The sequence below is a fragment of the Streptomyces glaucescens genome, from assembly GCF_002154375.1.
GTDB lineage: Bacteria > Actinomycetota > Actinomycetes > Streptomycetales > Streptomycetaceae > Streptomyces > Streptomyces glaucescens.
Window position 1 is genome coordinate 1 of the sequence record NZ_MUND01000067.1, and the last position, 22,185, is coordinate 22,185.

At 72.7% G+C, this 22,185-nt stretch carries 20 protein-coding genes; 14 read left to right on the forward strand and 6 right to left on the reverse strand.

Annotation, left to right across the window (positions count from 1 at the left end; genetic code table 11):
* A partial coding sequence (locus CCN42_RS05380; protein ID WP_107427546.1) for a MarR family winged helix-turn-helix transcriptional regulator occupies positions 1-452 on the forward strand: 452 nt, incomplete at its 5' end.
* Positions 453-521: 69 nt separating this feature from the next.
* Here the strand turns inward: CCN42_RS05380 and CCN42_RS05385 are convergent.
* Complete coding sequence (locus CCN42_RS05385) at positions 522-1,334, reverse strand: restriction endonuclease (protein ID WP_086733315.1); 813 nt, start codon at positions 1,332-1,334, stop codon at positions 522-524.
* A gap of 245 nt (positions 1,335-1,579) precedes the next feature.
* Complete coding sequence (locus tag CCN42_RS05390; protein ID WP_169731408.1) at positions 1,580-2,974, reverse strand: cellulase family glycosylhydrolase; 1,395 nt, start codon at positions 2,972-2,974, stop codon at positions 1,580-1,582.
* A 229-nt stretch (positions 2,975-3,203) separates the two neighbouring features.
* On the opposite strand from CCN42_RS05390, the gene CCN42_RS05395 reads away from it, so the two are divergent.
* Both CCN42_RS05395 and CCN42_RS05400 read left to right on the forward strand, forming a co-directional pair.
* The gene (locus CCN42_RS05395) at positions 3,204-4,040 is read left to right on the forward strand and encodes a metalloregulator ArsR/SmtB family transcription factor (protein WP_086733317.1); all 837 of its coding nucleotides are present in this window, start codon (positions 3,204-3,206) and stop codon (positions 4,038-4,040) included.
* Positions 4,037-4,636, forward strand: a complete 600-nt coding sequence (locus tag CCN42_RS05400) for a dihydrofolate reductase family protein (protein WP_086733318.1) — start codon at positions 4,037-4,039, stop codon at positions 4,634-4,636. The genes CCN42_RS05395 and CCN42_RS05400 overlap by 4 nt, the downstream gene beginning before the upstream one ends.
* 18 nt (positions 4,637-4,654) lie before the next feature.
* Here the strand turns inward: CCN42_RS05400 and CCN42_RS05405 are convergent, their stop codons facing one another.
* Positions 4,655-5,902 (reverse strand): MFS transporter, encoded by a 1,248-nt coding sequence (locus CCN42_RS05405; RefSeq protein ID WP_086733319.1) that lies wholly within the window; start codon positions 5,900-5,902, stop codon positions 4,655-4,657.
* Positions 5,903-6,002: 100 nt separating this feature from the next.
* Between CCN42_RS05405 and CCN42_RS05410 the strand changes: the two genes are divergently transcribed.
* From CCN42_RS05410 to CCN42_RS05440, 7 genes are all read left to right on the forward strand, one after another.
* A complete protein-coding gene (locus tag CCN42_RS05410; protein ID WP_086733320.1) occupies positions 6,003-7,088 on the forward strand; it encodes a DUF5937 family protein in 1,086 nt (361 codons plus the stop codon).
* Positions 7,089-7,262: 174 nt separating this feature from the next.
* Positions 7,263-8,168 carry an ABC transporter ATP-binding protein gene (locus tag CCN42_RS05415; RefSeq protein ID WP_086733321.1) on the forward strand — a complete coding sequence of 302 codons (906 nt, stop codon included), beginning with the start codon at positions 7,263-7,265 and terminating at the stop codon, positions 8,166-8,168.
* On the forward strand, positions 8,165-8,917 hold the full coding sequence (locus CCN42_RS05420; protein ID WP_086733322.1) for an ABC transporter permease: 753 nt from the start codon (positions 8,165-8,167) through the stop codon (positions 8,915-8,917). The genes CCN42_RS05415 and CCN42_RS05420 overlap by 4 nt, the downstream gene beginning before the upstream one ends.
* 1 nt (position 8,918) lies before the next feature.
* Positions 8,919-10,271 carry a sensor histidine kinase gene (locus tag CCN42_RS05425; protein ID WP_086733323.1) on the forward strand — a complete coding sequence of 451 codons (1,353 nt, stop codon included), beginning with the start codon at positions 8,919-8,921 and terminating at the stop codon, positions 10,269-10,271.
* Positions 10,264-10,914 (forward strand): response regulator, encoded by a 651-nt coding sequence (locus CCN42_RS05430; RefSeq protein ID WP_086733324.1) that lies wholly within the window; start codon positions 10,264-10,266, stop codon positions 10,912-10,914. Before CCN42_RS05425 ends, CCN42_RS05430 begins: the two co-directional genes overlap by 8 nt.
* A gap of 233 nt (positions 10,915-11,147) precedes the next feature.
* Complete coding sequence (locus CCN42_RS05435; RefSeq protein ID WP_086733326.1) at positions 11,148-11,690, forward strand: VOC family protein; 543 nt, start codon at positions 11,148-11,150, stop codon at positions 11,688-11,690.
* A gap of 98 nt (positions 11,691-11,788) precedes the next feature.
* The gene (locus tag CCN42_RS05440) at positions 11,789-12,007 is read left to right on the forward strand and encodes a helix-turn-helix domain-containing protein (RefSeq protein ID WP_043505797.1); all 219 of its coding nucleotides are present in this window, start codon (positions 11,789-11,791) and stop codon (positions 12,005-12,007) included.
* A gap of 117 nt (positions 12,008-12,124) precedes the next feature.
* Here the strand turns inward: CCN42_RS05440 and CCN42_RS05445 are convergent, their stop codons facing one another.
* Positions 12,125-13,120 carry a trypsin-like serine peptidase gene (locus tag CCN42_RS05445; protein ID WP_086733328.1) on the reverse strand — a complete coding sequence of 332 codons (996 nt, stop codon included), beginning with the start codon at positions 13,118-13,120 and terminating at the stop codon, positions 12,125-12,127.
* A 442-nt stretch (positions 13,121-13,562) separates the two neighbouring features.
* Between CCN42_RS05445 and CCN42_RS05450 the strand changes: the two genes are divergently transcribed.
* Positions 13,563-14,735, forward strand: a complete 1,173-nt coding sequence (locus CCN42_RS05450; RefSeq protein ID WP_086733342.1) for a serine hydrolase domain-containing protein — start codon at positions 13,563-13,565, stop codon at positions 14,733-14,735.
* A gap of 126 nt (positions 14,736-14,861) precedes the next feature.
* Here the strand turns inward: CCN42_RS05450 and CCN42_RS05455 are convergent, their stop codons facing one another.
* Complete coding sequence (locus tag CCN42_RS05455) at positions 14,862-16,532, reverse strand: sigma-70 family RNA polymerase sigma factor (protein WP_086733330.1); 1,671 nt, start codon at positions 16,530-16,532, stop codon at positions 14,862-14,864.
* 122 nt (positions 16,533-16,654) lie between these two features.
* Positions 16,655-17,599 carry a LysR family transcriptional regulator gene (locus CCN42_RS05460; protein WP_086733332.1) on the reverse strand — a complete coding sequence of 315 codons (945 nt, stop codon included), beginning with the start codon at positions 17,597-17,599 and terminating at the stop codon, positions 16,655-16,657.
* Between the two features lie 124 nt (positions 17,600-17,723).
* On the opposite strand from CCN42_RS05460, the gene CCN42_RS05465 reads away from it, so the two are divergent.
* The 3 genes from CCN42_RS05465 to CCN42_RS05480 all read left to right on the forward strand — a co-directional run.
* Complete coding sequence (locus tag CCN42_RS05465; RefSeq protein ID WP_086733334.1) at positions 17,724-18,848, forward strand: diaminopropionate ammonia-lyase; 1,125 nt, start codon at positions 17,724-17,726, stop codon at positions 18,846-18,848.
* Positions 18,849-19,775: 927 nt separating this feature from the next.
* Positions 19,776-20,954, forward strand: coding sequence for a S1 family peptidase (locus CCN42_RS05475; protein WP_086733336.1), 1,179 nt, complete (start codon positions 19,776-19,778; stop codon positions 20,952-20,954).
* A 186-nt stretch (positions 20,955-21,140) separates the two neighbouring features.
* On the forward strand, positions 21,141-22,185 hold a 1,045-nt coding region (locus tag CCN42_RS05480), incomplete at its 3' end, for a lipase family protein (protein WP_086733338.1).

A 22,185-nucleotide genomic window follows, 5' to 3' on the forward strand; every position in this document is an offset into this window, starting at 1 on the left:
CCCCCGCCCGGCTGCGCGGCATCCCCAGCCGCCTGCTCGCCGGGGCCTCGATCGTCGCCGACCGGCTCGTCAGCGACCGCCTGGCCGCCGAAGGCGCTCACAAGTGGCACTTCGCCGTGCTGGTCGCGCTCGCCGAGGCCGGAGCCGCCAGCCAGGCCGAACTCAGCCGCCGCACGGGCATCTACCGCAGCGACATGGTCGCCGTCCTCAACGAACTCGCCGACACCGGTTGCATCCGCCGCGACCCCGACCCCGTCGACCGGCGCCGCAACGTCATCACCCTGACCCCCGCCGGCCGCCGCCGCCTCGAACGCCTCGATACGCTCATCACCGACGCCCAGCGCGAACTCCTCGCCCCCCTCGCCCCGGGCGAGCGGGAGCAACTCACCCGTCTGCTCACCGTACTGACGGAGCACCACCGGTCCACGCATCCCGGACCCGACGACGCGTGATGTCACCCGCGCCAGGAGCAGTGCCGCTTCCGCCGAGGGCGAGAAGGGGCTCGCCCGGCCCGGCAGGGCTCAGACGCACTCACCGGCGCCGCCGTCCGGTACGGCCGCCCATGGCCCCGCCACCAGCCCGTCGCTCCAGGCCCGCAGCACCTCGTGGTTCACGCACACTATTCCGCACTGCTCGGCGTACTCCTCGGCCGGTGCGGTGAAGTCGCTGGTGGTCACGACGACGGCCACATCCGCCTCGTGAACGGTGTAGCAGGTGCCGCCGAAGCGTTGCAGTTCCTGCGAACCGACCTTGTTGTCGTCCCCGTAACGCTTGCACTGGATGACAACGCGCCGGCCGTCGGGCGCCCACGCCACGACATCGGCGCCCAGGTCCCCCGCCCCGCCCACGACCTGCACCTGCGTGCAGCCGTCCCGCGCACACAGGTCCGCTACGGCCTGCTCGAACGCGTCGGCGCTCAGCGCGGCGTAGTCGAGGACCAGGGTCCTCTCCTCGCCGAGGCCGCCCTCGACGGCGGCCTGTCCGTCGCCGTCAGCCGGGAGGACACGGCTGCCGCCGTCATGCGTGTCGTCCTCCTCCAGCACGTCCAGCGCGGTCGCCGTGGCCTCCTCCAGTGCTTCGGTGGTGCGGCGGGCGATGCGCGACACCGACATCCGTCTCCGGTTGCGCCGCCACACCAGTGCGCAGGCGACACCGCCGAGCGCAAGGATCACCACCCAGGCGGGCCGCCGCTCGGCCGCGTCGACAGCCGCGCGGGCCAACAGCCCCACCAGCACCAGGATCAAGGCGCTCAGGATGAAGAAGACGGCGGTCGCCCGCAGGTCGAAGGGGCGCTCACGGTAGGAGAAGCGCCTGGGGCGCTCCGGCACGGCCACCGGTCTCAGCCCTCCCTCGGTATCGGAACGAAGACCACTCACGGCGTCTGCCCGCGATCTGATCGTTTACCGCCGAACGGGTGAACAGGCGGGCCCGGCACCGCTGATGCCGCGGTGCTGGGCCGCCGCGCCGGAGGCCTACGGCCGCCGATGCGACCCGTCTCGTTCGCTCGTCATGCGTTCGGGAGCGCTCCCATCACAGGAGGTTCCGGGAGCGCTCCCATGTATGCCGGATGGGCTGACGGTCAGCTGGTCGGGAAGGTGTCGGGGGTGCTGATCCGGCTCTTGAGCAGCGCCCCGGACTCGGTGAGCACACCGCTGCTGCTGTAGTCGGTGCCGTTGCAGGTGCCGGGCTTGAAGGCCGCGCTGCTCTCGTTGGCGTCGGAGTACGTCCAGTTCGCGTAGCTGATCTTCAGCTGGTCCAGCAGGTCCAGCCAGGCCACGCTGCTCGCCCGGTCCATCGCTCCCCCGCCGGTGGCGCTCACCGTGCCGAACTCGGTGACGAACAGCGGGAGCCTGGTGGCCGCCCGGCTCACCGTGGCGCGGTAGTTGTCCTTGTGGCTCGCGGCGTAGAAGTGGAACGCGTACATGATGTTGGTGGCGTTGACGGGGTTGTTGACGACCTCGGTCTCGTTGGATCCGTCCGAGACGCCCAGCGAGGACCAGCCGCGGGTGCCTACGATGATGACGGCATCCGGGTCGGCGGCCCGGATCACCGGGATGACCTGCTCGGCGTAGTTCTTGATGGCCGTCCAGCTCACGCCGTTGGGCTCGTTGGCGATCTCGTAGATCACGTTCTTCTTGGCGGCGTTGCGGGCGGCGACGGAGGCGAAGAACGTCTTGGCCCGGTCGAGGTTGTGGTTCGGGTCGCCCGGCGTCAGGGTGTGGAAGTCGATCAGCGCGTACATGCCGCGGGCCTCGGCCATGTCGACGAGGCTGTTGACGCGACTGGTGAAGCCGGCCGGGTCGGTCTCATAGCCCTGCTCCTGCACGTACATGGCGATGCGGAACAGATCCGATTTCCAGTCCCTCGCCAGCGCGTCCAGGGACGCGTTGTTGTAGCACTTGCCGAACCACTGGATGCCGTGCGTGCTCATGCCGCGCAGCTGGATGGGGCGGTTGTACTGGTTGCACAGGTTCACACCGCAGACGTGGAGCTGCCCGTTGATGCCGACGGGCGTGCCCGGGGTGGGGTTCGGGCCGGGATCCGGGTCGGGCGGGGGTTCCTCGCCGCCGACCGAGCCCGTACAGGCGACGCCGTTGAGGGTGAAGGCCGTGGGCTTGGGGTTGGCGCCCGTGAAGGAACCCGTGAAGCCCAGGTCCGTCGCCGCGCCGGTGGCCAGCGTGCGGTTCCAGTCCACGTTGGCTGCGGTGACGGCGGAGCCCGACTGCGTCCAGGTGGCGTTCCAGCCCTGGACGACCTTCTGCCCCGTGTCCGGCAGGCGGAACTCGAGCGTCCAGCCGGTGACGGGGTCGCCCAGGTTGGTGACCTTCACACCGGCCTGGAAGCCGCCCGTCCACTGGCTGGTGACGGTGTATTCGACCTTGCAGCCGGTGGCGGCCTGCGCCTGCGGAGTGGCCAGCGTCGTGAGACCCAGGGCCGTCGCGCAGGTCGCCAGTAGTGCGAGAGTGCGTTTCACAGCGTTCCTCCTCGTGCGAAGCGGAATCGGAATGGGAGCGCTCCCAAAGTCCATCGGCCCGAGACCGTACACCGGCGCGAGGACGCTCGTATAGGCATTCGACCGGGTGGCGGCGCGACGGGCTCATGACGACCCCTCAGGCGCCGGATCGATTCACCAGACGGTCCACAGCGTCCACACCGTGGATATTCCTTGACACGAATATTCTGATCAGAGAATATTCAGCGTCATGGAACGGATCGCATCAGCACTGGGAGACGCCGCGCGGTGGCGCATCGTCGAGCTTCTGGCCGAGCGGCCCCGCTCCGTGGGGGAACTGGCCGGGCTGGCCGGTCTGCGGCAGCCGCAGACCACCAAGCACCTGCAGACCCTCGCCCGCGCGGGCCTGGTCACCGTCTTCCCCCTCGGGCAGCGCCGCGTCTACGCGGTGGAGGCGGCACCCCTCGCCGCACTGGGACGCCGCCTCGGGGAGCTGGCCGGGGCCATCGAGGCGCACGCGGGCGACCGGGACGTCATCGCCCGTTACCTCGCCGCCATCGAGGCGGACTCCGCGGTCGCGGACCGAGAACGCTGGGCGGACGGCCGCACCTTCTCGTTCGAGCGCGTACTGACCGCGCCCCGGGACGTGGTCTGGCGCCACTGGACCGACCCCGGTCTCCTGGCGTCCTGGTGGGCCCCGCCCCCGTTGACGGTCACCGACTGTGTCCTGGAGCCGAGGCCCGGTGGTCGCGCCGTCCTCGACTACCGCGACGCCGAGGGGCAGTACCACTCGCGGGGCCGGGTCCACGCCGCCGCGGAAGCGGAACGCCTCGTGTTCGACCTGTCGGTGATCGAGGCCGGCACCGTGGCGTTCACCGGTCACTACGACGTGACGCTGACCGACGCCGAGGGCGGCACCCGCCTGCTCCTCGGCCTGCGGATCACCGGGACGACCGTCGACGCCGTGCCGTTCATCGCCGGCATCGAAACCGGCTGGACCCAGGTGCTCGACAACCTCGCCGACGCCGTCGGCGCAGTCCGGCGCACCACCGCATCACCCGACGAGCGAAGGGAAGCACAGCCATGACCGACCCGACCGGGCGCAGAGTCTCCGCGAACATCAGCCTGACCCTGGACGGCCGTTACAACGGTCCCGGCGGCCCCGGCGACCTGGGCGCGATCGTCCCGTACGCGATCACCGAGGCCGCGCGGAACCATCTCGCCCGCATCCACGACGGAGCGACCACGGCACTGCTCGGCCGGCTCAACGCCGAAGGATTCCTGGGGTACTGGCCCACGGTCGCCGCGGACGAGAACGCCGACCCACGTGACCGCGCATACGCCGAGTGGCTCGTGAACACCGAGAAGGTGGTCCTGTCGAGCACCCTCACCGAGGCACCGTGGGAACGCACCCGCGTGGTCGACGCCCCCGCGGCGGACGTCGTCACCCGGCTCAAGGCCACCGGCCGGGGCGACATCCTCGTCAACAGCAGCGCGAGCGTCATCAAGGCGCTCCTCGCCGCCGACCTGCTCGACCGGCTGTACCTCATGATCTGCCCCGAGATCACCGGCGGCGGACAGCGGCTGTTCGAGGACGGTCTGCCGGCCTCCCGGTGGCGGCTCACCCACCAGGAGACCGGCGAGCTGGGCGAGATCGCCGCCGTGTACGACCGCGTGCGCTGACCACGCGCGGACCCCGCGTCACTTCACGGACGGCCGGGGCTCGGCAGCGCCGGCCGGCATGTCGCACGCGTACGGCATGCGGGCGATGGCACCGGCGGAGAGGAGTGTCGCTCCGGCGAGGCTGCCCCAGAGGGCGGTCGGGCCGTGTGGGGCGAGCGTGGTGATGACGGCCGGGGAGACGGCGAGCCCGAAGCCCGTGGAGAGTTCGAAGCGGGCGACGGCGCGGCCCAGGAGACGGTCCGGGGCGAGGGCGGTGACGAGCGCGGTGGCGCTGCCGGCGTAGACGATCTCGCCGACCGTGCAGAGCACGGACACCGCGGCGACGGCCGGGGCGCCCCAGCCGGGTCCCAGCGAGGTGGCCGCGAGGAAGCCGGCGTAGGACGCGGCGAGTACGACGCCGGCGAGCGCCAGCACGGTTCGCCGGGAGTAGCGGGACAGCAGGACGGTGACCGGTACCTGCAGGGTGACCACGAGCACCGTGTTGGCCACGAAGACGGCCGCCGACCACACCGGGGAGGCGTGCAACTGCGTCACCAGGATCAGGGGGAGCGCGATCTCGGGGACGTTGAGGCAGAACACGTAGACCACGTTGGCGGCGAGCAGCGCGCGCATCCTGGGGGCCGGCCCGTCGAGCCCGTCACCTTCCTCGGCCGGGGCGGTGACCGTGACCGCGGGCAGGCGGACCGACCGTGTCAGAGCCGCCGCGACGAGATACGCGAGCCCGGTGACGGCCGCGAGTCCCCGCAGCGCGGTCGTGCCGCCCGCCAGGCACGCGGTGGCGATGAGCGCGCCCACGCCCAGGCCGGCGTTGCGCAGGGCACGGCCTGCCGCGAGCGCGGCGTCGCGGTCGCGGCCGTGGGCGACCGAGGCCACGAGCGCCGCGTGGGCGGCCGGCCAGGCCTGGTTGCCGATGCCGAGGAAGAGCGCCGCCGCCGCGAACAGCCAGACGTGCCCCGCCGGCGTGGCCAGCAGCAGAGCCACGCCCAGGACCCGCACCAGCATCGACGCGGCCACGACCGTGGTGCGCGCGCCCCGGTCCAGCCATCGGCCGACCGCGGGCATGCACAGCAGACCCGCGACCACGGCGACCGTCATGGCGGTGCCGGTGACCGGCGCGGACAGCTTCAGCACCGTCACCCCGTAGAGCAGGAGGAAGGGCCGCAGCAGGCCGGTGCCGAGCGCGTCGACGGCCAGCGCGACGGCGTAGCGGGGGCCTCCAGAGGCACGGACGAGGGACCGGGGCCGGATCGTGGTGAGGGTCGACATGCGGACTCACGGTGGGGCCGGCCGCCGGGCCGGGCACGTGGGTTGACGGAGTCCGTCAACCCACGCAGCCGTCACCCGTCCGGCCCGTGATGATGAGCGGATGACGTTGAGGATCGACATCAGCGGGCTGCCGTCCGAACGCGTGCGGTTCGCCGCCTCCCCGCTGGCCGAGCTGACCGCGATGCTGCACGTGCTGGCCGAACCCGGACACCATCCCCAGCTCGCCGGCTGGGCCGCGGACGTCTGGGCCGGGCTGCGGCCGGAACTGGCTGAGCGGCTGCGGGAGGCGGAGTTCCTCTGGCGTTCCTCACAGGCCGACTTCCTGATCCCCGCCCGGCCCCGCCCGACCCTCACCGAGGAGCTGGACGACGTGGACCGGGTCGACGACGAGACGTATGTGACCGCGGCGCTCGTCACCACGTGCGGCGGCGGCCGGGCCCACTCGGCCGCGCCGTCACCGCTCACCGACAGGGCCGCGCGCGAGCGGGCCCTGGACCTGGCGCACGCCCGGGGGGCGCGTCAGGAGGCCTTCGCGGAACGGCTGCTCGTGGACCCGGCCGCCGTGCGGGCGCGGGTGCGCGACACCCTCGAACAGTGTGCCGAGGCCTTCTTCGACGCCGCCTGGGCGAGCGCCGTCGTACGGCTCGCCACCGACCTGCGTCTGAAGAACGACCTGCTGACGCGCCAGGGCATCGGGGCGGCGCTCGCGGCGGTCTCCGGCGCCGTCGCCCTGGCGCCGGACGGCGACTGCATCATCGTGGACAAGCTGCAGGACAAGGCGACCGCCGCCCACGGCACCGGCGTCACCTTCATCCCCAGTGTCTTCAACCGCCCGCATCTGGTGGTGGTACACGCGCCCGGATGGCAGCCGGTGGTGCAGTACCCGGTGGCCGATCCGGCCCCGACGGAGCCGGTGTCGCTGGAGACGGTCACGCTACGGCTGGAGGCGCTCTCCCATCCGGTACGGCTGCGGCTGCTGCGCACCCTGGCCCGCGGCCCGCACACCACCGGCGAGCTGGCCCACACCTGGGAACTCTCCGCCCCCGAGGTCTCCCGCCACCTCGCCGTCCTGCGCCGCGCGGGCCTGCTCACGTCCCGACGGCACGGCCGCTACGTCCGCTACACCCTGGACCTGCCCGGCCTCACGGCTCTGGGCACCGACCTGCTGGCGGCCGTACTGCGCTGATCGGCGCCCGCCCACCGACGTACCGGTGCCCCGACGCCCGGACGGAATCCGCCCCGTGCGCTGCGCGGCGAAGCACCGCTACGACTTCCGGCACGCGCATCAGCCGATCGGCTGATCCCGGATCGAGCGTGATGGCCGATACCCCCGGCGGCCGTCTCGGACGACTCTCGAGACATGCCGATGATCGAGATTCAGGACCTGCACAAGGCCTATGGCGACCGGAAGGCCGTGGACGGCGTCTCCTTCGCGGTCGAGGAGGGGGAGATCTTCGGGGTGCTCGGCCCCAACGGTGCCGGGAAGACCACCACCGTCGAGTGCGTCGCGGGCCTGCGCGTCCCCGACGGCGGAACCGTGCGGGTGGCGGGGCTCGACCCCGTCACCCGCCACGAGGAGGTCACCCGGCTGCTCGGCGTCCAGCTCCAGCAGAGCGAGCTCCAGCCCAAGCTCACCGTCCGCGAGGCGCTCGGCCTGTACGCGTCCTTCCACGACCGGCCCGCCGACTGGCGCGTGCTGGTCGAACGGCTGGGTCTCGAAGGGCAGTTGGGGACCCGCTTCGGCAGGCTGTCCGGCGGGCAAAAACAGCGGCTGTTCGTCGCCCTCGCTCTCGTCGGCAACCCGCGGGCGGTCGTTCTCGACGAGCTGACCACGGGACTCGACCCGAGGTCCCGGCGCGAGACCTGGGCGCTGGTCGAGGACATCCGGGCCGGCGGGGTGACCGTGCTGCTCGTCACCCACTTCATGGAGGAGGCCCAGCGCCTCTGCGACCGGATCGCGCTCATCGACCGGGGCCGGGTCACCGCCCTCGACACACCCGCCGGTCTCATCGACCGGACCGCCGCGTCCCGGACCGTGTCCTTCGCCGCCGACACGCCCCTCGACCGGGCCGACCTGCTGGCACTGCCGGGCACGGTCGACGTGGAGACCCGGGACGGCCGGACCAGCGTCACCGGCACCGACGAGACCGTGGACGCCTTCATCCACCTGCTCGCGCGCCGCGCCGTCACCGCTCGCGGCCTGCGCGTCGTCGAAGCCACCCTCGACGACGCCTACCTCGACCTCACAGGAGCCGACCGGTCATGACCACCACCGTCACCGCCACGCGCGCGGTCCTGCGCACCGAGGCCCGCCTCTTCTCACGCGAACCCGGCAGTCTGTTCTGGGTGATGCTCTCCCCCACCGTGCTCCTGGTGATCCTCGGCCTGATCCCCTCCTTCCGCGAGCCCTCGGCCGACCTCGGCCATCGCCGGGTGATCGACCTGTACGTCGCCGTCTCGGTGCTCTTCGCGCTGATCATGGCCGGTCTGCAGGCCATGCCTCCGGTCCTGGCCGGTTACCGGGAACGCGGCATCCTGCGCCGGATGTCCACCACTCCGGTCCGCCCGGCCGCCCTGCTCACCGCCCAGCTCGCCCTGCACGCCGTCGCCGCGCTCGTCTCGTCCCTGCTCGCCGTCACCGTCGGCCGGCTCGCGTTCGACGTCGCCCTGCCGGGCAACATCGCCGGTTACTGCCTGGCCCTGCTCCTCGCGACCGCGGTCGGGCTCGCCCTCGGTGCGACGGTCTGCGCGGTCTCCCGCACCCAGAAGATCGCCACCGCGGTCGGCTCCGCGGTGTTCTTCCCGACCATGTTCACCGCGGGCGTCTGGGTGCCGGTCCAGGCGATGCCCGGTACGCTGCGCGAGGTCGTCGAGCTGACCCCGTACGGCGCCGCCTCCCGGGCGCTCGACACGGCCGGGAGCGGCGCCTGGCCGGAGTGGACCACGCTCGGGGTGATGGCCCTGTGGGCGGCGGTCCTCACGGGCGTGGCGGTCCGCCGGTTCCGCTGGGAGTGACATGGGGGTCGACGTGAGCGCGAGGGGAACGGCGGTCGAGGAGCACTGGCGGCAGTTCTTCCGCTGGGGCCCGTACGGCCTCCTGGCCCTCGCCGCCGTTCTCGCCGCGGCCTCGGCCGACGCGGTCATGGACGGGCCGAAGACGATCGCCGCCGGCATCCTGGCCGCCGCCGCGCTCGCCCTCGAACTCCGGTGGACCGCCCACCAGCGTGCCCTCGCCGCCGCCCCGGCCCCGTCCGCGGAGTGCGACGGGCCGCCAGGGGACGAGTCCGCCGAGCCCGCCCCGGCCGTACTCGTCCCCGGCGCCCCCGACGCCGCCTCCACGGGCTACTTCGTCCTGCGCAGCGCGCTCGCCTTCGCGCTCACCTGGCTCAACCCCTTCTTCGCCGTCTACGCCTGCATGGGCTACTTCGACGCCGTGCACCTCCTGCCGCCCCGGCCGGCCCCGGCCCGGGCCGGACTGCTCGTCGTCGCCCTCACCATGGCCGGCTCCCAAGCCGGCGGACTCCCGCCCCGCTCCACCCTCCAATGGGTCGCGTTCGGTGCCCTCTTCGCCCTCAACTCCGTCCTGGCCGTGGGCCTTTCCCACCTGGGTGTCAAGGAGGCCGAGAAGGCCGCCGAGCGCGCCGCGACCATCGCCGAACTGGCCTGCACCAACGCCCGCCTGGAACAGGCCCTCGCCGAGAACGCCGCCCTCCAGGCCCAGCTTCTCGTGCAGGCCCGCGAGGCGGGCGTGGCCGACGAGCGGCGGCGGCTGGCCGCCGAGATCCACGACACCCTCGCCCAGGGCCTGACCGGGATCATCGCCCAGCTCCAGGCGGCCGACGCGGGCGGCGACCCCGGCCAGGCCCGCGTGCATCTGCACCGCGCGGCCGATCTCGCCCGGCACAGCCTCCGCGAGGCCCGCCGCTCGGTCCAGGACCTCAGTCCCGTCGCCCTGGAGCACGACACCCTCCCCGAGGCGCTGAAGACCACCGTCGCCGCCTGGTCCGAACGCACGGGCATCACCGCCCGGTTCACCGTCACCGGTACCGAGGAGCCCCTCCACGACGAGGTGGCCGCCACTCTCCTGCGCATCGCCCAGGAGGCTCTCGCCAACACCGAACGGCACTCCGGGGCCGCACGGGCCGGGGTCACCCTCTCCTACATGGGCGACGAGATCACCCTCGACGTACGGGACGACGGCCACGGCTTCGACCCGGCCGCGGTTCCCGCCCGCGGCCGGAGCGGCGGTTTCGGCCTCGCCGGGATGCGCGTCCGGGCCGAACGCCTCGCCGGGCGCCTCACCCTGGAGGCCGAACCCGGGCAGGGCACCGCGATCAGCGCTCGCGTACCGTTGGCGCGCCATGACTGAGATCACCCTCCTGATCGTCGATGACCACCCCGTCGTACGGGACGGCCTGCGCGGCATGTTCGACGCCGGCCCCGGCTTCCGGGTGCTCGGCGAGGCCGCCGACGGTGTGGAGGGCGTCGAACTCGCCCGGCGCCTGGACCCGGACGTCGTTCTGATGGACCTGCGCATGCCCGGTGGCAGCGGCGTCGACGCCATCGCCGAGCTCACCCGGCGCGGCGCCCGCTGCCGGGTGCTCGTCCTCACCACGTACGACACCGACACCGACACGCTCCCCGCCATCGAGGCGGGCGCCACCGGCTACCTCCTCAAGGACGCCCCGCGCGAGGAGCTGTTCACCGCGGTGCGCGCGGCCGCCGAGGGCCGCACCGTGCTGTCCCCGGCCGTCGCGACCCGGCTGGTCACCCGCGTCCGGACCCCCGCCGCGCCCACCGCACCCTCCGACCAGTCCCTCTCCGCCCGCGAGCGGGAAGTCCTCGTTCTCGTCGCGCGGGGCACCTCCAACCGTGAGATCGCCGCCGAACTCTTCATCAGCGAAGCCACGGTCAAGACGCACCTGACGCACATCTACGCCAAGCTGGGTGTCAAGGACCGCGCGGCCGCGGTCGCCGTGGGATACGACCGGGGCATCCTGGGACGCCGCTGAGGTGAGCCCGGCTCGCGCCGGCCGGCCCGCGCGGTGACGCCCGCTCCAGGAGCGCCCCGCTGCGGCCGCTAGGGGGTGTCGTCGAACTCCCGTCGTCGTCCGCAGGACGGCCCTGCGGCGTCCGGTGCGNNTCGCGGGGCAGACGGGAGTTCGACGCCACCCCCTAGGACAGGATCCGGCCTATACGGCGCCTACCGTCGTGCCCGACAGCCGACATCAACGGGAGGACCGCCATGTCAGAGCAGACCAGCACGGCACCCCAGGGCTACACCACCGTCGCACCCTGGGTCGTCACCGACGACACGGGGGGCTTCCTCGACTTCGTGACCGAGGTGTTCGGCGGCGAGGAGCTCGCCCGGGTGCCCACGGAGGACGGATCGATCGGTCACGGGGAGATCCGGATCGGCGACACCGTCGTGCTGGCCTTCGACCGGCGCGCCGACTGGCCCGCCCTGCCGAGCCTGCTGCGCGTGTTCGTCGCCGACGCGGACGAGACGTTCTCCCGGGCCCTCGCGGCCGGCAGCCAGGTGGTCACCTCTCTGTCGGACAACGCCTTCGGCCAGCGCGGAGGACGCGTCCGGGACCCGTTCGGCAACATCTGGTGGGTGGTCAGCCACATCGAGGACGTCTCCGAGGAGGAGATCTGGAAGCGGCTGCAGGACCCGGTGTACGCCGAGGGCATGCGCGTGGCTCAGGAGACGCTGGACACCGAGCTGAGCGGCCGGAGCCAGGGACGCAGCAGCGCGCCCGTCAGGACGACCGGCCCCGGTCGCTGAACGGATCGGGCCAGAGGCGGGCCGATGCCTGTGACTTCTCTTCTCTCCTGGGTAGTCGACGATCACAGCCGGACGTCGATCACCGAAGGAGACGCGTCGTGGACAAGGGGAAGCAGATCACCGGTACGGCTCGTGTGGAACTCGCGCGAGAGATGAAGCGGCAGTACGAACAGGGGCTGTCCATAAGGGCCATCGCCGAGGCCCACGGACGGTCCTACGGTTTCGTGCACCGTGTCCTCACCGAGGCGGAAGCTCCCCTGCGCAACCGGGGCGGGGACCACCGACGGCTCGAGAAGTCGGGCCGGGCGAAGGGGTGACGGCGACCGGACGGCCGGCCGTAGGGGACGACCGGCCGCGGCGGCGGTGACGCGGCGCCGTGCCGGCCCGGGCGCGCTCGGCGCCCGGGCCGGCGCTGGTGGTCCGGCCGGCGCGCCCTAAGAGGTCTGCGCCTTGTCGTACAGGGCCTTGGCGTCGTTGCCGAAGTACGGGCCGAACATGCGGTTCGGCAGGAACGTGTAGCCGAAGCTGTTCACGGAGACCTGCAGACCCGCGCCCGTCGACTCGCTGAAGCCGGTGAACCAGGGGCCGCCGCTGGAGCCGCCGGTCATGTTGCAGGCGAGTCCGTGGTCCTGGGAGAATAGGAAGTCCTTCGAGCTGTTGCCGCTGCAGTAGATCAGCTTCGATCCGTCGTACGGCGAGGCGGCCGGGAAGCCGAAGGCGTACATCGGCTTGTTGTAGCCGCCGTTGAACTGGATGCCCTGCGCACCGACGACCGAGGTGAGCTTCTGGCCGTTCAGGGGAGCGACGACCGCCGCCCCGATGTCGTAGTTGATGTCCTCGCTCGCCTCCCACTGCGGGGTGGTGAGCGTCCTCGTCGCGGTCCACTGGCCGTACGGGGCGCTGCCGTTGTCGTAGGCGGGGACGAACACCCAGTTGGTGTGCCAGCTGCCCTGGTACTTGACGCAGTGGCCGGCGGTGATGACGGTGCTGGCGTTCTGACTGGTCACGGCGTTGCCGGAGCAGGATGCGGTCCGGCCCTGGAAGGTGAAGAACACCCGGCCCGACGTCTTCACGACCGCGCCGCCGCCGGTCCACGCGCCCCCGGCCTGCGGGAAGGACGCGGGGGCGGCCGTGGGTTCGACGGTCGTCGTCCGGCCCTCGGCGGCCTTGGGCGCCTTCAGCCGCTGGGCGGCTCGCGGGGTCACCAGGAGATCGAGAGGTGTGGCGCCGCGCATGCGCTCGGCGGTCCAGAACGTGCGGGCCTTGTGCTGCTCGGTGGCGGGGGTGGTGCGGGCCGGTACGGGGCCTCCCGACCGGGCCGCATCGGTGCCGGATGCCGCCGCGGCGGCCGTCCCGGCCTCGACGAGGCCGCCCGTGAGCAGGGCTGCCAGGGCCAGCAGGATGCCTGGGGCGGTGCGATGGCGTCTCACGCATGTCTCCTTCTGCCGTGCCCCGACGTCGGTGTCCGGGCAGGGTGGGGGTACGAAGAGCGGTGCGGACAGACGTGCGTGTGGCAGCGTGCCACGGAAAATCTCGGCTGTCAGGGGCGCGTCAACATAAATCTTCCCGGGATCCGGGACTCGGGCGGCGACTGGAGCCTGCTCCGACCGGTCGCGTGAACGCGCCACCGATTTCCGGTCGTTGCGTTCGGGCCTCCGGCCCGGCGGGTGCGGCCTGCGGCCGCGTCCACGACGACCCGGCCGGACACGTCCGCCTCGCCGTCCAGGAACTCGGCCGGCCCCTCACGGCGAAGCCGCTGTCGGTCGCCCTTCCGAATGTGCGCCATATGATCGACACAGCACGGTTGTTGATGGTTCGTCAGGGGCGGTCGGCACCGCAGCGTGTCCCGCACACCGAGAGAGGCTGGTGCACATGTCGAGACGCCTGCGGACGGCGCTGGTGGGCGTGACCGTGATCGCGGCGGCGGGTACGGCCCTGCTGACCACCCCCGCGACGGCGGCCGGCGCCGGGACGACCGCCGAGGTGCGGAAGCCCGGGCACGATGCCACCCAGGCCGCCATGGACACGGCCGTCGCGGCGGGCGTGCCGGGCATCGTCGCCGAAGTGCGCGACGGCCGTGGGGTGTGGAAGGGCACCTCGGGCGTCGCCGACCTCTCCACCCGGCAGCCGCGCGGGCACCGCGACCAATTCCGGGCCGGAAGCGTCACCAAGACGCTCGTGGCGACCGTCGTGCTCCAGCTACAGGCGGAAGGGAGGGCCGACCTCGACGCCAGCGTCGACCACTACCTGCCCGGACTCGTGCGGGGCAATGGCCACGACGGCACCAGGATCACGGTCCGGCAGCTGCTGAACCACACCAGCGGCATCCACAACTTCACCGACGACGCCACCTTCGCCAAGAAGGTGATGGGCATCGACTTCCTCCAGTCCCGATACGACGACTGGACTCCCCAGCAGGTCATCGCTCTCGCGCTGAAGAATCCGCCGCAGTTCGAGCCCGGCACCTCCTGGAAGTACTCCAACACCAACTACCTCCTGCTCGGTCTGATCATCGAGGAGCTGACCGGAAGGCCGTACGCGGAGGAGATCGAGCGCCGTATCACCCGGCCCCTCGGCATGCGCTCCACCCACTTCCCCGGCACCGACCCGCACGTCCCCGCGCCCACCCGGCACTACTCCACCTTCACCGAGGACCCCGGCAAGACCTACGACGTGACCGAACTCAACCCGTCCTGGGCCGGGGCTGCGGGCGAGATGATCAGCAACGCCGCCGACCTCAACCGCTTCTTCACCGCCCTGTTCCGCGGCAGACTGCTGCCTCCCGCACAGCTCCGGCAGATGACGACCGCCCTCTCGACCGAGGGCAACCTGCCGCGCCAGCGCTACGGCCTCGGCCTCATCGAGTACGAGACCACCTGCGGGGTCAAGGTCTGGGGCCACTCCGGCGGCATCCACGGCTCGACGACCCAGGCCTTCGGCACCAGCGACGGCCGGCACATGATCACGCTGAACTTCAACGGCGACTGGGTCGGGGGCGGCAAGAACGTCGTCTCGGCCGAGTTCTGCCCGCCGCGCGGTGCGTGACTCGACCGGGTGGCGGGTGCGGGGCCGGCGGGGACGGCGGCCCCCGGAACGCGGTCGCGCCGACAGGGCGTCGCGGACTCTCGGCGCGCCCCCTGCCGCTCCCCGCTCACCCGCTCACCCGCTCCCTCAACTACCTTGCTGGGCACCGAAGTTCTGCGTCCACCACGGCCCGCCCGAGCCGTCGTGGACACCCACGCCGATGTCCTCGAACGAGCAGTTGAGGATGTTCGCGCGGTGACCGGGGCTGTTCATCCAGGACTCCATCACCGCTTCCGGGGTCTGCTGGCCCCGGGCGATGTTCTCCCCGTAGGTCGACCACGCGTATCCCGCTGCGGTGGTGCGCCGGCCGGGATCGGCGCCGTCCGGGTTGGTGTGGTCGAAGAAGCCGCGCGCCGCCATGTCCTCCGAGTGGCCCTGTGCGGCCTGGTTCAGCTGCGGGTCCTCCGTGAGCGGAGCGCAGCCGGCGGCCGCCCGTTCCTCGTTCACCAGGGCGACCACCTGCGCGACGGTTCCCGTCGGGGCCGGCTGCGCCGGTGGGGTGCCGGGTGCGCTCGGAGTCGGCTGGGGGGCCGGGGGCCGGGTGGCCGTCGGCGCGGTCTTCTTGGCGGGGCTCTTGGAAGGGGTCGCCTTCTTCGACGGTGACGCGGACGGCGATGGGGACGCGGACACGGACGCGGACGGGGACCGCAGGGCCGACGCGGAGGCCTCGGCGGCGCTCGGCGCCGGGAGGTCCGCCGCGTGGGCACCGGCCGTGGGCGCGGCGGTCGCCCGCTCCGGTGCGGTACCGGGGTCCGTGCCGAAGTACCACAGGCCGCCGCCCACGACGCCGGACATCACCACGGCACCGGCGACGGCGCGACGCCGGATGCGGCGTCGCCGACGTACCTGACTGCGGGAGGCCGTCCGGCGGCGCGGTGCGGCGCGATGTCCGGCTCCCGGAGCCGGGCGGCCATGCCCTGCCGGGAATCCCGGCCGGGACGCCGAGCCGACCGCGGCCATCCCGCCCGCGGGGGCGAGCACCTTGTTCCACAGGGCGGGTGCCACCGCGACCAGGGCGAGGCCGGCCAGCAGGACCTCCGCGGGCATCAGCCCGCTCCACAGGCCGGAGCAGAGGGAGCAAGCACGCGCGTGGCGGGCTATTCGCTTGCGCCACAGCGCCGAGGGCCGGCCGTCCCACGGGGCCAGGAGCCCCGCCAGTTCCGCACAGCGCGGGCGCGCGTCGAGCGCGCGAACGACCACCCGGGCGGCCTCCAGTTGTGCCTTCATCCGCTGCACCCGGACCGCCGTGTGCTGGGGCGAGAGTTCCAGGGCGGCGGCGACCTCGGATCGTGTCAGCTCACCGGCGCACTCCAGCCACCAGAGCGACAGCAGCCCTCGGTCGTCGGGCTCCAGCCAGCGGGTCGCCCGCGCGGTCTCCTGGCGCTGGCCGGACAGCTGCAACTGCACGATGGTCAGGTCGACGAAGTCGGCCCCCGGGTCGGCGAGGTCCGCGGCCTCCTCGACGGCGCCCGGGGCCGACTGCCGGTCGCGCCAGTGCGTTCGGACCTGGTTCATCGCGATGGCCACGAGCCAGGAGCGGAAGCTCTCGGGAGCGCGCAGACCGCCCAGCGCGTCGAGTGCTCGCAGCAGGGTGTCCTGCACGACGTCGTCCACGTCGACGGAGCCGTCGAGTGCACGCCCCACGACGTTGTAGACCAGCGGGAGATAGGCACTGATCAGGGCGTCCTGAGCCTCCGGGTCACCGCTCTGCGCAGCGGTCACCAGTGCCGCCGTCTCCCTCGTGCGCTCTGTACTCATGGCAGGTCTTCCTCGTCTTCGACGCCGAACGTTGCTGTCCGCTGCATGGGAGATCGGCCGGTGGGCCAGGGATAACAATTTTTCCGGACGCGGACCGCGTTCGTACGTCCGTGCGAGAGACGTCACATTCCCGGACGGCGGTGCACCCGGAGGGCGACGGAGCGGAGGAGGGCGTCGCGGCACGCGAGGACGGCGGGATGCCGACTCCGGCCGGTCCGTACGACGGTGAAGACGCGGCGAGTGTCCTGACCTGCGGGGAGCTGCCGCAGGGGCACGGTCGACGGACGCCCGTCCCACACCAGGTCGGGGAGGAAGGCGGCGGCGTGTCGCTGCTCGACCAGGCGGAGGTGGAGCAGGAGGTCGGTGGTCTCGAAGCGTACGTCGGGTTCGAAGCCGGCGTTGCGGCACAGGGTCATGGCCCAGTGCCGGGCGGCTGTGCCCTCGGGCTCCATCACCCACGGATGGTCCGCCAGCGAGCGCAGCGCTCCCATCGGCCCGCCGGTGCCGGGGGCGACGGCGTCCGGGCCGCCGGGCGGCTTCGGGAGGGCCAGGCGGAGAGGGTCGTCGAGCAGGTGCTCCTCTTCGAGTCCGGCGGGGCGCCGGCTGGGGTTGCCGGGGTACTCCTCGGCGACGACCAGGTCGAAGTCCCGGGCGGCCAGGGCGGGCAGGGCCTGTTCCGGTTCCAGCTGGGTGACGTGGACGCGCAGTTGCGGGTGCCGCGCGCGCAGCAGGCCGAGGGCGGTGGGGACGAGGGCCAGAGCGGCGGTCTGGAAGGCGGCGATGCGCAGGGTGCCGGTCAGGTCGGTGAGGGACGCGGCGATGTCCGCCTCGGCGCGCTCCAGGCGTTCGAGGACGGCTTCGGTGTGGGCGACGAGGATCTCGGCCTGCTCGGTCAGCCGTACCCGCCGTCCGACCGGCTCCAGCAGCGGCACGCCGGCCTCGGCTTCGAGCTGGGAGAGCTGCTGGGAGACGGAGGAGGGGGCGTAGGACAGCGCGGCGGCGACGGCCGCCAGGGTGCCGCGATGCTTGAGTTCGCGCAGCAGGCGCAGTCGGTGCAGATCGAACACGGGCGCGCTCTCCTCGTTGACCGTACGGCGGACCGGCGGGAAAGCCTGGCATCGGATTTTCCGATGAGTACAGGTCGGAAACATTCGCTGGACCGATCATAGGTGCGCATCCGACCCTGATCATGTGTCCGACAACGCTTCCTTCCCCCATGGGCCGCGCTGGTTCGCGCAGCCCGGCACCGCCCGCACGTGGCGGTGCGCTTCCGCACCCCGGCAGGTGCGGGACTTCCACGCCGCACTGACCGGCTACTCCCCCACCCCCCTGACGGAACTCTCTTCCCTGGCAACTGAGTTGCGGATCGGCCGGGTCTTCGTCAAGGACGAATCGTGCCGCCTCGGCCTGCCCGCGTTCAAAGCGCTGGGTGCCTCCTGGGCGGTGCACCGCGCCCTCGCCGAACGGGCCGCGAACGGCGAGCGGAGGGGCAGGGTCACCCTGGTGACGGCCACCGACGGCAACCACGGCCGCGCGGTGGCCCGCATGGCACACCTCCTGGGCCAGGGAGCCCACGTGTTCGTCCCACGCGGCGTGCACCGGCAGGCCGTCGCGGCGATCGCCGCGGAGCGGGCCGAGGTCACCGAGGTACCGGGCAACTACGACGACGCGGTACGGCTGGCGGCCGAGGCGGCTGCCGGGCCGGACGCGGTCCTGGTGCAGGACACCGCCTGGCCGGGCTACGAGCGGATCCCGGGGTGGATCGTCGAAGGCTACTCCACCCTGTGCGCCGAGATCGACGAGCAACTGGCCGCCGCAGGGGTCGCCGAGGGGCCCGATCTCGTCTCGATCCCTGTCGGCGTCGGGTCCTTGGCCCAAGCCGTGGTCACCCACTACCGCAGTCGCCCCTCCGGGCATGCGCCGGCGCTGTTGTCGGTGGAGCCGGATGCCGCGGCCTGTGTTCTGCGCAGCCTCGTCCTCGGGCGACCCGTCACCGTCGAGACCGGCGAGACCACCATGGCCGGGCTCAACTGCGGCACTCCGTCGAGCATCGCCTGGCCGTATCTGCGCGGCGGCCTGGACGCCGCCGTCGCCGTCCGCGACGCCGACAGCGCCCGCGCGGCCGGCGATCTCGCCGCTCTCGGCGTCGCCTCGGGTCCCTGCGGGGCGGCGTCGCTGGCCGGTCTGCGGGCGGCACTCAGCGGCCCGGATGCCGGGGAACGCCGTACGGCACTGGGGCTCGGCCCGTCCTCGGTGGCCGTCCTGCTGAGCACCGAGGGAACGGCCGCCAACCCCCGGACTGTCACCGACGAATGACCTCGCGGCGCCGAGGAGAGGACTTCCCCCGAATGGCGACCCACCTCACGGTCGTGCTCGCCGTTCTCAGCGTGCTGACCGTCATGCCCGGCCCCGACATGGCCATCGTGACCCGCCGCGCCCTCGCGGACGGCCCCGCGGACGCGCTGCGGACGTCTGCGGACGCGCTGGGGACGCGCTGCGGACGCGCTGCGGACCGTGGCCGGGGCCGCGGCCGGGCTGCCGCTCCGGGGCGCGCTGACGGCAGCCGGTCGCTGCCGCACCGGCAGCCTCACCGGCGGCCCACCGGGCGCTCCGGCTGCTGGGCGCCGGTTGCCTGCCGTACCCGGGTGCGCGGACCCTCCGTCAGACCCGCCGGGCCGCCCACTCCCACCCCTCGCCGGCACCGGCACCGGCACTGGAATTGGCACTGGCACCGGCACCGGCACCGGCACCGGGGCGCTGTCCGGCAGCCCGTGGCGGACCGGCCTGATCAGCAACGTCCTCGCCCCGAAGATCGCCGTCTCCTACCCCGGACCGCTCCCCGCACTGACTCCGCCCCACCTGCCCGCCGCCTGGGTCACGGCACTGCTCGTCCTCCTCCACACCACCCTCACCCTCGCCTGGCTCGGCAGCCACGCACTACCAGCCGGCCGGAGTGCGGCGGCGCCTCCTCCAACGGCCCCGGACCCACCGCGTACCAGGGCGTGTCACGGGCGTCGCCCTGATCGGTTTCGGCCTGTCGATCGCAGGCGCAGCCCGCTGATCCCGCCGCACCGCGCCCCTCACCCGCCCCCATCGGCCCCGTCTGATCCCAGCCCAATTCCCGCATTGGCATGGACCTGATAGGCCATCCCTCGCTAGGCTCGGCCCGCATCACATGAGAGCGCTCTCAGACTGCGGTTGTTCCACCCCACCTCGCGGGAACGACGAAGGGCAGCGACTTCCATGACACGCAACAGATTCACGCAGGCCTGCGTGGCCGCGCTCCTCCTGATCGGCAGCTGGTCCGCGGCCGGCACCCTCCCCGCGGCGGCGAGCGACACCGCCGACTCGGCCACCACGGCCGCCTCGGCCGGGTCCGCGTCCGCCTCCCCCGGCCTCCTTCAGGCCATGCAGCGGGACTTCGGCCTCTCCCGCGCCGAGGCCGAGGCGCGCCTCACCGCGGAGCGCCGTGCCACCGGGCTGGTGCCCGAGGCCCGCAAGACCGCAGGGGCCGCGTACGGTGGCGCCTGGTTCGAGGCGGAGAGCGGGAAACTGGTCGTCGCGGTCACCTCGGACGCCGATGCCTCCACGGTCCGCGCCCTGCGCTCCTCCGGTGCGGGCGTCCGCGTCGTGGAGCACAGCGCACGCCTGCTCGACGCGGTCAAGTCGCGCATCGACCGCCTGAAGGCACCCGCCGGAGTGAGCAGTTGGTCGGTCGACCCGGTCGCCAACACCGTGGCGGTGAACGTCGTCCGCGACCAGCGGTCCGACTCCGACGTCCGCCGGTTCGTCGCCGAGGCCCGCAAGGCCGGTCCGGTCACCGTGCGCACCGTACGGGCCGCCGCGCAGACCTTCGCGGCGGGCACCGTGGGCGGCGACCCCTACTACACCGGCAACGTCCGCTGCTCGATCGGCTTCTCGGTCCACGGCGGCTTCGTCACCGCCGGGCACTGCGGCGGAACCGGCGCGGCGGTCAGGGGCTGGGACGGCTCCCACATCGGCACCTTCCAGGGTTCCTCGTTCCCGGAGAACGACTACGCGTGGGTCAACGTGGGCAGCGGCTGGTGGACGGTACCCGTCGTGCTCGGCTGGGGCACCATCCCGGACCGGCTGGTGCGCGGCTCGGCCGAGGCCCCGATCGGCGCCTCCATCTGCCGCTCGGGCTCGACGACCCACTGGCACTGCGGCGCCGTACTGGCCAAGAACGAGACCGTCAACTACAGCCAGGGCGCGGTGCGTCAGATGACGAAGACGAGCGTGTGCGCCGAGCCGGGTGATTCGGGCGGCTCCTTCATCAGCGGCGACCAGGCGCAGGGTGTCACCTCCGGCGGCTGGGGCAACTGCTCCGGCGGGGGCGAGACGTGGTTCCAGCCGATCAACGAGATCCTCAGCCGTTACGGGCTGACGCTGCACACGGCCTGACCTGACGGTGTCGAGCGAGCGGGCCCTGCCGGACGAGCGGGGGCCCGCTTCTTCGTGTGCACGGCGACAGCGTGCCGCCACCGGCCGAGAAAGTTACCAGCCCGTAACCCGCCCGGGTGTTACCAGTGGTAACTGAGCAGTGCTAGTTTCCGGTTCACTTTCCTGCAGCAGAGCGAGGAGTGAACCGTGAGCCGTATCGGCACCGTGCTGACGACCGCCGTCGTCACCACAGCCTGTGTCTGCGCGTCCGCCCCGCCCGCCGCCGCGAGCGACCCCGTGGTGTCCCGGGGCGTCACCATCCCCGCCTTCTACACCCCGCCCGCCGAACTGCCCGAAGGGAACGGCACGTTGGTCCGGCACGAGCCGCTCCCCCTGGGGCTCGCACTGCCCGGCCTCGACGGCCGTCCGCTGCCGGGCACGGCCACCCGCCTGATGTACACGTCCACCGACTCGGGCGGCGAGCGGGTCGCGGTCACCGGCGCCTACATCGAGCCGTCCGCGGCGTGGAAGGGCGACGGCCCCCGCCCCCTGGTCGTGGTGGGCTCGGGCACCATGGGCCAGGGCGACCAGTGCGCGCCGTCGTTCTCCCTCCAGCACCCGCTGCTCCTGAACGGGCAGACGCTCTCGGTCGGTTACGAGATCCTCGCGGTCTACCGCCTCCTGGCGACCGGCGCGGCCGTCGTCGTCACGGACTACGTCGGCCTCGGCGCCACCGACCGGCTGCACACCTACGTCAACCGCCTCGACCAAGGGCACGCCATGCTGGACGCGGCACGCGCGGCACGCTCCGTGCCGGGCGCGTCCGTCACGGCAGCCTCCCGGGTCGGCATGTACGGCTACAGCCAGGGCGGCGGCGCCAGTGCCGCCGCGGCCGAACTCCAGCGCACGTACGCCCCCGACGTGCCCCTCGTCGGCACCTACAGCGGCGCGCCGCCCGCCGATCTGACGGAGGTCATGAAGGGCATCGACGGCAGCGCGCTGGCGGGCGCCCTGGGCTGGTCGATCAACGGGTTCGCCCAGGCCGAACCCGCTCTGCGCGAGGTCGTGGAGGCCAACGTCAACGCGACGGGGCGGGCCGCGCTCGAGGACATCGCGACCACCTGCGTGGGCGACGCGATCCTCGGTCACGGCTTCACCAAGAGCACGAAGTGGACGTCGAGCGGGAAGTCCCTCGCGGAGGTCCTCGCTGGTGAGCCCCGCGCCCAGGCGGTGCTCGACGCGCAGCGCCTCG

Bases quoted from the DNA above. Each gene is read 5' to 3' on its own strand.
- CCN42_RS05395 (WP_086733317.1), top strand. From the start codon at position 3,204: ATGGAACGGATCGCATCAGCACTGGGAGACGCCGCGCGGTGGCGCATC.
- CCN42_RS05400 (WP_086733318.1), top strand. From the start codon at position 4,037: ATGACCGACCCGACCGGGCGCAGAGTCTCCGCGAACATCAGCCTGACC.
- CCN42_RS05405 (WP_086733319.1), bottom strand. From the start codon at position 5,902: ATGTCGACCCTCACCACGATCCGGCCCCGGTCCCTCGTCCGTGCCTCT.
- CCN42_RS05410 (WP_086733320.1), top strand. From the start codon at position 6,003: ATGACGTTGAGGATCGACATCAGCGGGCTGCCGTCCGAACGCGTGCGG.
- CCN42_RS05415 (WP_086733321.1), top strand. From the start codon at position 7,263: ATGCCGATGATCGAGATTCAGGACCTGCACAAGGCCTATGGCGACCGG.
- CCN42_RS05420 (WP_086733322.1), top strand. From the start codon at position 8,165: ATGACCACCACCGTCACCGCCACGCGCGCGGTCCTGCGCACCGAGGCC.
- CCN42_RS05425 (WP_086733323.1), top strand. From the start codon at position 8,919: ATGGGGGTCGACGTGAGCGCGAGGGGAACGGCGGTCGAGGAGCACTGG.
- CCN42_RS05430 (WP_086733324.1), top strand. From the start codon at position 10,264: ATGACTGAGATCACCCTCCTGATCGTCGATGACCACCCCGTCGTACGG.
- CCN42_RS05435 (WP_086733326.1), top strand. From the start codon at position 11,148: ATGTCAGAGCAGACCAGCACGGCACCCCAGGGCTACACCACCGTCGCA.
- CCN42_RS05450 (WP_086733342.1), top strand. From the start codon at position 13,563: ATGTCGAGACGCCTGCGGACGGCGCTGGTGGGCGTGACCGTGATCGCG.
- CCN42_RS05455 (WP_086733330.1), bottom strand. From the start codon at position 16,532: ATGAGTACAGAGCGCACGAGGGAGACGGCGGCACTGGTGACCGCTGCG.
- CCN42_RS05475 (WP_086733336.1), top strand. From the start codon at position 19,776: ATGACACGCAACAGATTCACGCAGGCCTGCGTGGCCGCGCTCCTCCTG.